Source organism: Burkholderia sp. Ax-1724 (assembly GCF_011752995.1).
Taxonomy (GTDB): Bacteria; Pseudomonadota; Gammaproteobacteria; order Burkholderiales; family Burkholderiaceae; genus Paraburkholderia.
In genome coordinates, this window is sequence record NZ_VWWL01000032.1 from 19,581 (window position 1) to 34,192 (window position 14,612).

Consider the following 14,612-nt stretch of genomic DNA (forward strand, 5'->3'; position numbering starts at 1 on the left):
CGAGCCGCCGCCGATGCGCGTCCCGCCGCACTGGAACCCCTGCCCGCCAGGACATCCCGGCTGCGGGCCGGTCCGTACTCCGATTTGCTACCCACAGCCGGGGCACACCGTGCCATTGTGAGCGCCACTGCGAACACCGCGCGTAGTACTGGCGCGCGCAGCAACGCAATCGCTGCGGCCCGTCTCGCGTGAACCGGCCGCCGCGTGCGCTTCACACGCTTATTCGAAGGCCGGATCGATCGGCACACGATAGCCGACCGCGAGCCGATTGGTTTCGTTGGCCATGCCGACGATCGCGAGCAGTTCGCCGAACATCTCGTCGGTCATGCCTGCGCGACGCGCTGCCGCCGTGTGACTCGCGACGCAGTAGCCACAGTTATTGGTCACACTGACCGCGACGTACAACAGCTCCTTGACGAGCGGATCAAGCGTGCCGGGCGCCATGACCTCCTTCAGACTGTCCCACGTGCGCGCGAGCGTCGGCGGATGTTGAGCGATGTACTTCCAGAAGTTGTTCACGTCGTCGACCTGGCGCATCTGCTTGATGTCGTCGTAGACGGCTTTGACTTCAGGCGATGCGTCGGTGTAGTCGACCGGGTTGGACTGGGACATGCATTCTCCGGGAGATAGAGCGAGGGGCTGAGCGATGGATAAGCGTGCAGATTTTCTTTATCAGTATATCCATAACCCTGCCCTTCCTGATATGCCACGCTCACTTCATGAAGAAAGCATCAACGGCGTTTGCCTGCCGTGAAACTTCAGGCACGTCTACTGCCCGAAATCATTCACGCGTTTCGAAGCGCATGCGCACCGATTCCAATGCCATTGGCAGACGCGGCGAGCGTGGCTTGCGCCTCGGCAGTTCGACAAAGTTCGTTGGGCCGGCATCAAGCCTTTGCCACACGCCCGTAAGTATCTTCAAACCGTACGATATCATCCTCGCCAAGATAAGCGCCCGACTGCACCTCGATCAGTTCGAGCGGAATCTTGCCGGGGTTCATCAGCCGGTGCGTGACGCCGAGCGGGATGTAGGTCGACTGGTTCTCGGTCAGGATGATTTCCTTGTCGCCATTCGTGACGAGCGCAGTACCCTTGACGACGATCCAATGTTCCGCGCGATGATGATGCATCTGCAGACTCAGTTGCGCCCCCGGGCTGACAATAATGCGCTTGACCTGGAAACGATCGCCGTTGTCGATGCCCTCATAGGAACCCCATGGCCGCACCACCCGGCGATGCGTGACCGACTCGTGGCGCCCCATCTCGTTCAGTTGCGCGACGATCTTCTTCACCTCCTGCGCCTTGTCGCGATGCGCCACCAGCACGGCATCCGCGGTCTCGACGATGACGATGTTCTCCAGACCGATCGCGGCCACCAGCCGATGCTCGGCGCGAATATACGAATTGCTCACTGAATCTGTCAGCACGTCGCCGATCAGTGCGTTGTTCTGCGCGTCAAGCGCGGCGATATCGGCCAGCGCGGTCCACGAACCGATATCGTTCCAGCCGAGGTCGGCAACCGCGACCACGGCCGCGCGGTCGGTCTTCTCCATCACGGCGTGGTCGACGGAAATATTCGGGCATGCCGCAAACGCGCCGGCATCCAGCCGCACGAAATCGCTATCCTGCTGCGCGGCCTGCAGCGAAAGCTCAGCCTGCCGCGCGATGTCGGGTTCATAGCGCCGCAGTTCTTCCAGATACGTGGACGCCTTCAGCATGAACATGCCGCTGTTCCAGTAATAGCGGCCATCGTCGATAAAACGCTGCGCGGTGGCAGCGTCGGGCTTTTCGACGAACGAGTCGACCGCGAACACCGCTGCGTCGTCGATCAGCGGCGCGCCGGCGCGAATGTAGCCATAGCCGGTATGCGGCTCGGTTGGCGTAATACCGAACGTAACGAGACGTCCGTCTTTCGCGATATGCGCCGCGGCTTCCGCCGCCTTGACGAAGGCCGCCTCACCGGCGATCACATGATCGGACGGTAGCACGAGCAGCAACGCGTCCGGCCCGTCACGCAGCGCGAGCAGCGCCGCGGCGGCAATCGCCGGCGCGGTATTGCGGCTCACGGGTTCGAGCACGATTGCCGACGAGGTCACGTCGACCTGACGCAATTGTTCGGCCACGAGAAAGCGTTGCTCGTTGTTCGTGACGACGATAGGCGTGACGATATCGGCAATGCCGCCCAATCGCAGTGCGGTTTGCTGAACCAGCGTATGCTCCCCGGTCAGCTTCAGATACTGCTTCGGATATCCCCCACGCGACATCGGCCACAGCCGCGTGCCGCTGCCGCCGCAAAGAATCACTGGATGGATATGCATGATTTCATTCCTTGTATGTTTTCGTGAATCGACTGCATCGTAACGTCCGTGTCTGCCTCGCACGGAACCCTCATCAATCCTTGCCGGCCCACTCCAGCCGAACCGATTCCAGCTCACGTGGCAGGCGCTGCGAAACCGGAGCACGGCGCGGCAACTCGACAAAGCCGAGGCGCCGGTATAAATCGTAGGCGCGCGTATTGCTGACCAGCACGTCGAGCACGATCTGCCGCCGGCTTTCGCTGCTCGCGGCGCCACGTCCTTGCGCGGCCGTCGCCTCCGTGCGCATGGCATCGGCAAATAGCGCGCTGAACACCCCCGTACCACGCATCGGCTCGAACGTCGCGCAATGCGCGATCAGCGTTTGCGACGACTTCGGCGCCGGCAACTCGCTTTCCAGAACGAGCCCGCGCAACAGCATCCGGAGCGTGCGGCGCACGCCGAAAAACCGCAGCAGCATCAGTGCGGCATGCGGATCGTCGAGCCACGTGCCACGCCCATCATGCAGCGCCAGCACCGCGAGCGGCCGATCGTCCGAATGTACGGCCACACGATGACGCCGATGCGAAAAGCGTCCGGATTTCGACGCGAACGCAAAGGCCAGAAATGCGACGCACGTATCGGCCGGTTCGCCGAGAAAGAAGCTGAATTCGCGCACACCCGACGCGAAAATCAACGGCGCGCACGCTTTCGCGTCTTCCGCGCGCGCGGAGCGAAAGCGCAGCGAGACCGGTTCGTTGTCGCAAAGAAATGCACTCGCGCTTGCGGGTTCTACGGCGTACATGGTGAGATAAGTGTTGTTGTGGTGGCGTCAGCGAGGCAGACGTTTAAGTGCCGCAATGGTCCGGCTGATCTGCTCCGGCTCGTGCGTCGAGCAGATGAAAAATCGCAGACGCGCCGCTTTTTCCTCGACCGCCGGATAGAAAATCGGCTGCACGTTGATGCCGTCCGCGAACATCGCGTTGGCCCATTGCGCGGCTTTCAGCGTGCTGCCGGTAATGATCGGAATAACCGCATATCCCGCGCTCTTGCCGGTATCGAATCCCGCAGCGCGCGCTTCGTCGAGAAACTGCTGCCCGCGTGCGCGCAGTCGCGTCACCCGCTCGGGTTCCGCGGCCATGCATTCGAGCGCCGCGAGTGCCGCCGCCGCCAACGCGGGAGCGAGACCCACGCTGTACAGAAAGCCCGGCGCGAGATGCCGCAGGATGTCGATCAATGCCTGCGAACCGGCGATGAACCCGCCGCAGCCGGCCAGCGTCTTGCTCAGCGTGCCCATCCAGATGTCGACGTCGCCGCTTGCGACATCGCAATGCTCGCGCACGCCTTTGCCCCGCTCGCCCAGCACGCCGAGCGAATGCGCTTCATCGACCATCAGAAACGCCGCATGCCGGCGCTTGATATCGACGAACTGCGCGAGCTCGGGGATATCGCCATCCATGCTGTAGAGGCCCTCGATCGCGATCAGGACGCGCCTGTAATCGTGCCGCACGCGCGCGAGCAGCGCATCGAGCGCTTGCCAGTCGTTGTGCGGAAAGCTCAGTCGTTTCGCGCCGCTCAACTGCGCGCCCTGCACGATGCTGTTGTGCGCGAGAGAATCGTGCACGATCAGATCGCCCGGGCCGAACAGCGAGCCGATCACCGTCACGTTGGTTGCATGACCGCTGACGAACACGACACAGTCGTCGACCTCGTAAAACGTCGCGAGCGCGGCTTCCAGCTCGCGCTGCACCGGGCGCTCTCCCGCCACCATGCGACTTGCCGATGCCGACGTGCCATAGCGGTCGATCGCCTCTTTCGCGCGCTCGCAGACGCGCGGATCGCCGGCCATTCCGAGGTAGTTATAGTTCGCGTAGTTCAGATACTCGACCCCGCCGATCCGCGTCGTCGCCCCCGCCACGCCTTCGTGCACGCGGAAGAAAGGCGACTGCACCCGCAGCGTGTCGCCCATCTGGCGCAATATTTCGACCTGCTGATAACCAGGCATGCTTTCGAAGCGGCACAGTTCGGCGCGCGCGGCATCCCGCGCTGCGCCGGCACCTGCGGCCGGGAGCGGCACGCCCGGCGTATCCGCTTCTTTGGACACGCGTTCCAGTTGCCGCTTCAATGCCTTCGCGGCGAGTTGCTGACGAAGGTGATCGCCCAGTCCCATAGTGTTTCGCTCATCCCGTGTGCGAGCCCGTTCAGCTCGCGAATTCGGCCCATTCCCACGCATCGCAATCGGCGAGCAGCGCGGCAACGAGCCGGTAGTTCATTTCATGGCTTGGCCGCAGCGCGCGTACGCGGCCGAGCAACGGCGCACCGGCCATTGCCATGTCACCGACCAGATCGAGTACCCGGTGCCGGACGAATTCGTCGGGTACGCGCATGCCGCCCAGCACGCGATTGCCAACGATCGCCGCGGTACAGGACAACCGCGCGCCGCGCAGAATCGGCATGCCGCGCACGTAACCGGCGAGAATCGCGGGAATCGCCCATTTGACGCGCCCATACGAACGCGACGGCGCAATCTCGCCGGCAAAACTCGCCGGCGTTAGCGCGCCATCCCAGCGCAATTCGCCAAAGCCTTTCAGGTCATTGCGCACGGTCATTTCATAGGCGGACGCGGGTTCGACCGACAGGCTGCGTTCGTCGCGCGTGCCCGCGTCGTCCACGATTTCGACGGGACGCAGTACGCGAATGAAACGCTTCGCCTCAGGCAACTCGACTCGTCCGCACGCGCGAATGGCGTCGAGCCAAGGTTGCGCGCTGCCGTCGAGAATCGGCACTTCCTCGGCGTCCAGCTCGACCGTCGCGCGATCGATTTCACACGCCAGCAACGACGCGAGCAGGTGCTCGACCGTGCGCACGCGCACGCCCCCGGCCGACTCCAGCATCGTGCACAGCGGCTGAGCGCGCCGCCATGCCGGGCTCACTGCGAATTCGGCGAGCACCTTGCCCTGCTGCACGCGTCGAAACACGATGCTTCGTGGACTGTTCGACGTGCCAGGCAAAACGCGCACGTTCACGCGGCGGCCGGTGTGCAGCCCATGACCACTCAGCACGAGCTCGCGCGCGAGCGTTCCCTCCCGGTGGCTCCAGCCTGCGGGCGCGTGCATCAGAGCAGCTCCGGCACGGCGCTCTGCGCCGATAACGCATCGGCCACGTCGGCCAGCGCATGCGTGCCAACGTCGAGCGCATGCTGCGCGGCAACCGCCGCAACTTGCCCGGCCATCTGCGCCGCGCCGCTTCCCGGCTCGGCGGTCTCGCCGTGCGTCTGGATCGATTCGACGATCCGTTGCGCGAGCGAATGCACGGTCGCGCCTTCGGCCATCGTCATGATCGACAACTTGACCTCGAAGCGCTCCTCGACCGCCATCCCGAGCTCCATGCCCATCAACGAATCCATGCCCATGTCGAGAATCGAGCGACCGGTTTCGATTTTTTCCGGCGACATGTGCAGGATTCGTGCAATCTGCGCCTGCAGCGTTTCCTCGACCAGACGCAACGCATCGGCGAGCGGCATACCCGCGATCTGTTCACGCATCTGCACGCTGCCCTGACGCGCCGGTTCATGGCTGCCGCGCGCGTGCAGTTCGGCATAGCGATGCGCACGCGCCGCCGGCATGCCCAGCGCGAGCGCCTGCCAGTCGAGCCGCACCACGGCCTCGCCCGCGGTCATGCCGACCAGCGCGCGTTCGAGTGCCGCGAGCGCTTCAGCCGACGTGATCGACACGCCGCCAATACGCGCCTGCAATGCTTCACGCGTCCCCGCATTGCGCGCGAGGAAACCGACGTCGTCGAGCGGCCCCCACGCCATGCAGGTCCCCGGCAAACCGGCTGCGCGACGCTGCGCGACCAGCGCTTCGAGGAAGCTGTTCGCCGCCACGTAACTCGATTGTCCCGGATTGCCGAGGAAGGTCGTCGCCGACGAATAGAGCACGAAGCAATCGAGTTTCATGCCGAGCGTCGCGCGATGCAGATTCCACGCGCCGGCAACCTTCGGCGCGAGCACCGCGGTAAAACGCTCGTCGTCGAGATTGCGCACGAGACCATCGTCGATGACCATCGCCGAGTGCAGCACGCCTTTGAGCGGCGTGCCGCGTTGCGCGATATCCGCGAGCAACGCGTCGAGCGCGCCCGCGTCGGTGACATCGCACGCCACCGCGCGCACTTCGGCGCCGGTCTGCGCCTGCCAGCTCGCGACTTCGCCGGCGAGTTCCGGCGCAAGGACGCCGGAGCGGCTTGCCAGCGTGAGATGACGCGCACCGCGCGACAGCATCCAGCGCGCCGTGGCGAAACCGAGCCCGCCCGTGCCGCCGACGATCAGATACGCGGCGGCCGGATCGAGTTGCAGCGCGAGCGCCTCTTCGATGGGCCGCGCGGGGCTCGGCGTACCAGCCGGATACGTGACGAGAATCTTGCCGATCTGCCGCGCCTGCTGCATGTGGCGGAAGGCCTCTTCAACGCGCTCGGCCGCAAATGCGCGATAGGGCAGCGGATGCAGCGTGCCGTCCGCGAACAGCCGCATCACGTCGTCGAACAGACGCGCGGTGAGTTCCGGCAGCGCACTCATCAACTGGTCGGCATCGATGCCGAAATAGCTGATGTTGTTGCGGAACGGCCTGAGCCCGATGCGGCTGTTTTCATAGAAATCACGCTTGCCGAGTTCAAGGAAACGGCCAAACGGACGCAGCGTGTCGATACTGCGCACCATCGCTTCCCCGGCCAGCGAATTGAGCACGATGTCGACGCCCGCGCCTTGCGTGCGCTCGTGGATTTCGTCGGCAAACGCGAGGCTGCGCGAGTCGAGCACGTGGTCCGCGCCGAGCAGACGCACGAACTCACGCTTCTCGCGGCTGCCCGCCGTGGCAAACACCTCCGCGCCCAGATGCTTCGCGAGCTGTATCGCCGCGATCCCCACGCCGCCCGCGGCCCCATGCACGAGCACCCGCTCGCCACGCCGCAAACGCGCCAGCTCGCACAAGGCGTAGTACGCGGTGAAGAATGTGGTCGGCACCGTCGCCGCCTCTTCGAACGCGAGACGCACAGGCTTGTGCGCGATCGCCTCCGCTTTCGTGTACACACGGCTCGCGAACGACGCGGGTGCAAAGCCGAGCACGGCATCGCCCGCCGCGAAGTTCTGCACGCGAGCGCCAACCCGCGTGACACGCCCGGACAGTTCCATGCCGATCGTCGCGCCCGCGAAGCCGTTTTCGACCGCTTCGTCCGAGAGCAGACCCATCGCGTACATCACGTCGCGGAAATTCAGACCCGTTGCGACCGGCTCGATTTCCACTTCATCCGCCGCGAGTTCGCGAGGCGGCAGCACGAACCATTCGAGATTGCGCAACGAACCCGGCGACGCGAAACCCAGCACCGCCGCTTCGTTGCGCGCGCGCAGCGGTTCGGCTGCCGTGCCGCGCAACGCCGCGTTCGCCGCCGGCAACATCCGCGTCACGTAACGGCCATGCGCCGTCAGCAGCACTTCTTCCTCGCCGTCGGACATCAGCAATTCGCGCGCAAGCAGAGCAGCTGCGTCGCCCTTCGCCGGGGATACGTCGATCAGGCGGCACGCCAGTTCGGGATGTTCGTTGGCCAGCACGCGGCCGAGCCCCCACAGCGCGGCCTGCTCGGGACGCAACGCTGCGGCATCGGTGAATGGCGCCGCGACGGGCGCACCGCCGCGCGTGATGATCCAGAGTTGCGGCCGGATCACGTCCGACACCGCGGCCAGATCGCGCACGAGCCGAGCGAGCGCAAGCGTGGTCTGCTGCTGCGCGCGCATGACTTCGGCGCCGTCGGCCGCGGCGGACAACGGCTCGTCCGGCGCGATGAACACGACGTGACACGCGGCACCCATCGGCGTCGCCAGTTTGCTGATATCGTGATGCACCGCTTGCAGCGTGGCGCTCGACGCGGTGTGACCGGCCGCTTGCAGCGCCGCGGCCAAGGTATCAGCGACGGCGTTCGGCGTTGCGCACAGCAGCGACCAATGCGTGGGCAATGGGCGGACCTGGCTCGCCTCGACCGCATCCGCAACCGCCAGCGGCGCGCGCGCGACCAGCAGTGTGGGCGCCCCCTCGAGATCGAGCCCGAGCTCCGCATATCGCGCGACCTGTTCGAAGCCCGCGTCCTTGAATAGCTGCGTCAGCGCCTGCGGCGACAGCCATGCCGCGCGCCGCGCGTGAGCGAGCGCGGCGTGCGCGTCGAGGTCGAAGACGATATCGGCGAAACGGCTGTTGCGCGGCTCCGCGACGATGACCAGGGCGCCCGGAGCCAGCCAGCCGCGCAACGCGGCCAGCAACGCACGCGGCTCGCTCTGCTCGGCCAGCACATGGCTTGCCACGACGACGTCGTAGCGTTCGCTTGCGTCCACGCCCGAAAGCTGCGGTGTCGCGCCGAACTCGACGGTTGCGATACGCAGCGACGGATGCTCGCCGGCATCGAAGCCGCTCAACTGCTCACGCGTACCCGCGATCGTATAGTCGCAACGCGAAGCGGGCATGTGCACCGCAAGCGGTTGCAACACGTCGCTCAGCGGCGAATCGAGTTCGAGCACACGCAGGCGGCGCGGCTCGCTCCAGCCTTCGATCAGCCGATGCAGGCATGCGCCGGTCAGCGCGTTTACATGCGCCCATGTCGGCGACGCCTCGAAGAAATGCTCGACGAGGCTGCTGCGCGCGGACGGCAGAATCTGCGCCCCGCTCACCTCGCCGCGTAACACCGCGGGCAACGCCGCACCGCAGTGTGCGAGCAGCGTCAGCTCCGCGACGTGCGTGGGCGACTGCGCCAGCATGTCCCGCCACAACTCGTCGATGCCGGGCAGGTTCGCGCAGGCCTCGTCGTCGCGTACGAGACGCGTGCCGTCGTATCGCGCGAGCCCGTCTTCGACGGCGATCTGCGCGAGTCGGGCCAGCAATACGGGGTTCGCGCAGTCGGGCAGCGCCGGCTGTTCGAACACGTTCAACGCATCGAGTGCGCGCAATGCGTACGCGCCCGCGAGCACGTCGAGCAACGGCAGCATCTCCGTCAAATGCAGGTGTCGGCGCGCTTCGTCCTCTCGCTCGGCGAGAGCCGTGGTCGCGTCCGCGAGCAATGCGGCCGGCCTGGGCAAGGTGTGCGCGTCGACATCGCCGGCGAGCGGTTTGGCTTCGACGATATACGTGTAGTGTCCGGGCGCCTGCTGACGCCGGCCCATCAAATCGACGCGGCGGAACCGGCACGCACTCAGACGCGCGACGATCACGCCTTGCGCATCGGCCAATTCGAACGACGCGACGACCGAATGCGGACTGCGCCGCTCGATGCGCGCAAGCACGTAGTGGACAGCATCGCCGCGCAGATAGTCGATGCGGCCCATTTGCACCGGAACATAGGCCGCCTGCCCGGCCTCGCCCTGCTCCGAGGCGAGCAGGGCGAATAGTGGATGAAACCCGCTGTCCATCAGCGCCGGATGCAGCGCATACGCATTGGCGGCCTCGGCAGATTGTGCGAGCACGGCCGGCATTTCCACTTCGGCGAGTGCGATAGCGGCGTTCGCATCGACATGCACCGCGCGCACCCAGCGGAACGCGGGTCCATAGCTCAGGCCGATCGCGGCGGTGTTCGCATACAACGCGTCACCGGACATTGCCGGCCGCGCCAGCAGATCGATCATCGCGGTGCAAGGCAAAGTGTGCGCCGTGCCATTTCCATCACGCCCGCTACCCGCGCCCAGCGCGCAACCGCTGGCGAGCAGACGCCCCGTGACGTTCAGTGACCACGCCTCGTCGGACATGCGATCGCGCGTTTCGATCGTGAAGCCCGCAGTGCGCACGTCGACGGTGAAGCGAAACAGCTTCGCATGCTGCGGCTGAAATACGACCGGCAGACGGATTTCAATATTTTCGACCGCACAGCTCGTCGTGCCGAAATGCACGCGCGCGGCAGCCAGCGCCATCTCCACGTAGCCCGCGCCGGGAAACGCCGCGCCGCCGTCGACCACGTGATCGGCAAGCATCGGCAGGCTCGCGGGATCGAGCTGGTTTTCCCATGCGAGCGCATGTTCACGCAGACGATAACCGAGCAGCGGATGTTCGCGGCGCCGGTTGACGAGGTTATAAGCCTCGGCGGTCGGGCCAAGCCAATGGCGCTCGTGCTGCCAGGGATAGGACGGCAGACGCACACGTTTGCCTGATGGAGCGAAACAGTCGACGCTTACGTGTACGCCGTTTGCGACCATGGCGTAGATCGCGTTATGCAGCATCTTTGCGTCGTCGTGCTGGCGCTTGAGCGTCGGCAGCGAGCGACCGGCGATGCGCGCCTCGTCGAGCGTTTGCGTCACGTAAGTGCGCAGAATCGAATGCGGGCCGATTTCGAGGAACAGGCGCACACCCTTTTCGGCAATTCGCGCGATAGCCTCGCCAAAACGCACCGGCTCGCGGATATTGCGCCACCAGTAACGCGCGTCCAGCTCGCTACCCGCGAGCTCGCCCCCCGTCACCGTCGAGACGAAGCTGCGCGTGGCGGCATTCGGCGCGAGGTCCGCAAGGCCCGTGAGCACGTCCGATTCGATCGGGTCCATCTGTCGGCTGTGGAACGCGTAGTCGAGATCGAGCATCTGGAAGAAACGGCCGCCCGCTTTCACCGCGGCGTCGAGCGTTTGCAGCGCATCGAGCGGGCCGGCAAGCGTCACCGCCTGCGGGCTATTGACGCCGGCGATTTCCACCGTCGTGTCCAGCCCCGCCTGCTCGATCAGCGTACGCATCGCCGCTTCGCCGAGACCCGCGGCCGCCATTCTGCCGGCGCCACGCGTGCTCGCCTGCGCGCGACTGCGAATCCGGATCACGTGCACGGCCTGCTCCAGCGTCAACGCCCCCGCCGCCCACGCCGCCGCGACTTCGCCGACGCTATGGCCGACGCACACGTCATACACCACACCGCGCGCGTCAAGCACGCGCACCACGCCGACCTGAATCGCGAACAGCAGCGGCTGCGCATGCTCGGTGGCGGCAAGACATTCGACGCCCACACCTTCGCGCAACACGTCGAGCAACGAAGGGCTGCCGTCAGCGCGCCAGAGTGCGTCGAGTTCCTCGAGCGCGGCGGCGAATACGGGCTCCTGGTCGAGCAACTGCTTGCCCATGCCGGCCCACTGCGAACCGTTGCCGGAAAACACGAGCGCGAGGCGGCCGTCGTCGCCTGGTGCTTCACCGCGCACGAGCACCGCTTCCGTGTGCTCCGATGCCGCCTCGGTCAGCGCGGCGAGCGCCGCCCGAGCTTCAGCGTCTGTCGACGGCGCGACGATCGCGCGGTGCTTGAGCCATTGACGCCGGTGCGCGGCGTTGGCTGCCAGCAGATTCCACGGCGTGCCGTTATCGAGCGCGCTCAGATAGCGAGCTGCGAGTTGCGGCAACGCGGCCGCGGCGCGCGTCGACAGAATGAGCGGCAGCGGCGTTCCGCCGGCTTCGTCGGCTTCCGCTTTGATTGCAGCCGCGGGGGGCGCGGCAGGCGCTTCGCGCAGCACGACATGCGCGTTCGTGCCGCCGAAACCGAACGAGTTGACGCCGACCACGAGCGGCTCGGCGGCCCCATCGGGCGATTCGAGCGACGTCAAACGATCGACCACGCGCAACCGGCCGCCGACGAAATCGATCGCCGGATTGGGGGTTTCGAAATGCAGCGTTTTCGGCACCGCGCGATGTTTCAGGCACAGGATCGCCTTGATCAAACCCGCCATGCCCGAAGCGGTTTCAAGGTGCCCGACATTGGTTTTCACGGAACCGATCAGCAGCGGCCGATCGGCCGGCCGCCCCGCCGACGCGACCTCCATCAACGCACGCGCCTCGATCGGATCGCCGACCGCGGTGCCGGTGCCGTGCGCCTCGACATAAGCGAGCGAACGCGGATCGACGCCGGCGCGCTGGTAGACCATGCGCAGCAGCGCCGCCTGGGTCGCCGCGCCCGGCACGCTGATGCCGCCCTGCGAATAGCCATCCGAGTTCACGCCCGTACCGGCAATCACCGCGTGGATCGTATCGCCGTCGGCCAGGGCGCGCTCCAGCGTCTTCAGCATGACGAGCGCGCCGCCTTCCGAGCGGACATAACCGTCGCCCGTGGCGTCGAACGCGCGGCAGCGGCCACGCGGCGACAGCATCGAGGCCTTCGAGAACGTCACGAAACCGAACGGATGCAGCAGCAGATTGACACCGCCCGCGAGCGCCACGTCGGCGTCGCCCGCCTGCAGCGCCTGACACGCCTGGTGCAGCGCGACCAGCGACGACGAGCAGGCGGTGTCGACCGACACGCTCGGCCCGCGCAGATCGAACAGATACGACAGACGGTTCGACGCGATGCTGAGCGTGTTGCCCGTTGCCGAATAAGGATCAATTGCGTTCAGATCGTCGACGAAACGGTTGCCGTAGTCCGGACTCGCGACGCCGACATACACCGCGCAGTTGCTGCCTTCCATCTCGCGCGGACGCACGCCCGCATCCTCGAAGGTTTCCCAGGCGAGTTCGAGCAGCAGACGTTGCTGCGGGTCCATCTGCTGCGCTTCACGCGGTGAAATACCGAAGAACGACGCATCGAAACCGGCGACGTCGTCGAGTACGCCGGCGGAAAACGTATAGCTCTTGCCCGCCTCGCGCTTCGACGGATGCCGGTAAAACTCCGTGCCGAAACGGTCGGCCGGCACTTGCGTGACCGCGTCTTTTTCATCGCGCAGCAATGCCCAGAAATCTTCCGGACTTTGTACATGGCCTGGGAAGCGGCAGGCCATCCCCACAATCGCAATCTGTTTCTTCATCGTTCTTCTGTCGTGTGCAGGCTACGCGCTGGTGTCTCGCCCGGTATCGCCGGCGCAAGCGCCTTGACGAGCGCGACACCGAGTTGCCCCGCGCTCAGATCTTCCCGGGTCGCCGACGCATCGCCGTAGTTGCGCCAGATAAAATAGTCGCTGCAAGCCGGCTCCTTGCCGAGCGCCGCATAGACATGCGAAAGCGCCGGCACGTGATCGCCGTAAAAACACAGCACCGTCTCGCGGCGCCGCGCGCGCAGCGCGGCGAGCAGGCGGCCCAGCATCGCGTCGGCGTTGGCGAGGTGGCGCAGATAAGCGGTCAGATCGCGCCACTGCGCAGCGTCGCCAAGCGAGTGAAAGGCCGTGCTTTCGCCCGCCTGCACTGTTTCCAGATGCAGCGGGCCGTGGTTTTCCATCGTCATCGAAAAGATGAACGCGGGGTCGGCACGTGTTTCGTCGAGTGCGTCGATGATCGCGCCGGCAACCGCCATGTCGGCAACATAAGGGCCCGCGCGCGGCGCGTCGACGAATGCCTCGATGTCGACGAACCGGTCGATCTGAAGATGCCTGAACGCCCGCGCGCGGCCGAAGAAATCCGCGTAATACGGGTGAATCGCCAGGGTTTGGTAGCCGCCACGCTTGAACCATGACGCAAGCGACATGCTCGCGCGCCGCACGAACGCATACGGATAGAAGCGCGCGTAGCCGAGCCGGTCCTGATCGGCGCCCGTCAGCACCGCGAATTCCGTGCGCATCGTATTCGCGCCCCACGCGGGCACCGTGAGTTCACCGTGCTGCACCGACTCGCGGCGCGCCGTATCGAAGTTGCGCAGGATCGATGGATCGATGGCCAGGGACAGACGCCGCGCGTCGAAAAAGGACTCGCTCTGGATCAGGATGACGTCGGGCGTCGTCATCGGCATGCCCTTGGCGAACGGGCCGGCGGCGAGCGCGGCGCGCAATTGTCGTGCGGTGGCCGGCCTCATGCCGTTCAGCAGATACGCGATTAAAACCGCGAAAAATCCGTGGCGTCGCTGATCGTCGGCGGCATGCAGCGTAAGCGGCAAACGCGCGGCGCACGCGTAAGCGGCGGACAGGCACGCGCCGGCGGCAAGCAGCAGCGCGCCCGTGGGCCGATGCGGCAGTGGTGCGTCCGCCAGAAACGCCGCGACCACCACGACGGCGCCGAGCACGATTGCCGCAACGGTACCGGCGCTCAGAAACGGCAGATAAAGACGCGGATGAGCGAAAAGCTGGCTGAAAAGGCTCAGATCGGTAAACACGAAAGGCTCGCGCAGCGACGTGTATTTCGCGTTGCTGACGCCCGCCAGCAGCGCCACCAAGGCGATCGCAACGAAGGCTGCAAAGCGCACGCGCCCGGTAAGCAGCACGAGACATGTGCAGATGAATCCGATCGCCGCGACGTGCAGCGCGAACGCGAGCGGCAAGCGGCGCAACGACGCGCGCGGCTTCGCAAGCGCTTCAGGCAGAAGCGCGACGCCGGCCGCGGCAGCGAAGTCGAGCGCGAGCATCGCGTTCAC

At 65.8% G+C, this 14,612-nt stretch carries 7 protein-coding genes; all 7 read right to left on the reverse strand.

Annotated features, from left to right (window positions below; genetic code table 11):
• Positions 1–219: 219 nt before the first annotated feature.
• The 7 genes from F3J19_RS29190 to F3J19_RS29220 all read right to left on the reverse strand — a co-directional run bounded on the left by F3J19_RS29190 (position 220) and on the right by F3J19_RS29220 (position 14,603).
• Positions 220–612: a carboxymuconolactone decarboxylase family protein gene (locus F3J19_RS29190; RefSeq protein ID WP_167049416.1), complete on the reverse strand. Its 393-nt coding sequence runs from the start codon at positions 610–612 to the stop codon at positions 220–222.
• 275 nt (positions 613–887) lie between these two features.
• On the reverse strand, positions 888–2,318 hold the full coding sequence (locus F3J19_RS29195; RefSeq protein ID WP_167049418.1) for a mannose-1-phosphate guanylyltransferase/mannose-6-phosphate isomerase: 1,431 nt from the start codon (positions 2,316–2,318) through the stop codon (positions 888–890).
• 73 nt (positions 2,319–2,391) lie between these two features.
• Complete coding sequence (locus F3J19_RS29200; RefSeq protein WP_205193347.1) at positions 2,392–3,099, reverse strand: N-acetyltransferase; 708 nt, start codon at positions 3,097–3,099, stop codon at positions 2,392–2,394.
• Between the two features lie 27 nt (positions 3,100–3,126).
• A complete protein-coding gene (locus tag F3J19_RS29205; RefSeq protein ID WP_167049420.1) occupies positions 3,127–4,464 on the reverse strand; it encodes an aminotransferase class I/II-fold pyridoxal phosphate-dependent enzyme in 1,338 nt (445 codons plus the stop codon).
• A 31-nt stretch (positions 4,465–4,495) separates the two neighbouring features.
• Entirely contained in the window at positions 4,496–5,410 is a 915-nt protein-coding gene (locus F3J19_RS29210) for a UDP-3-O-acyl N-acetylglycosamine deacetylase (RefSeq protein ID WP_167049422.1), read from the reverse strand.
• Entirely contained in the window at positions 5,410–13,080 is a 7,671-nt protein-coding gene (locus F3J19_RS29215) for a type I polyketide synthase (protein WP_167049424.1), read from the reverse strand. Before F3J19_RS29215 ends, F3J19_RS29210 begins: the two co-directional genes overlap by 1 nt.
• Entirely contained in the window at positions 13,077–14,603 is a 1,527-nt protein-coding gene (locus F3J19_RS29220) for an LTA synthase family protein (RefSeq protein ID WP_205193351.1), read from the reverse strand. The genes F3J19_RS29215 and F3J19_RS29220 overlap by 4 nt, the downstream gene beginning before the upstream one ends.
• Between the last annotated feature and the right edge of the window lie 9 nt (positions 14,604–14,612).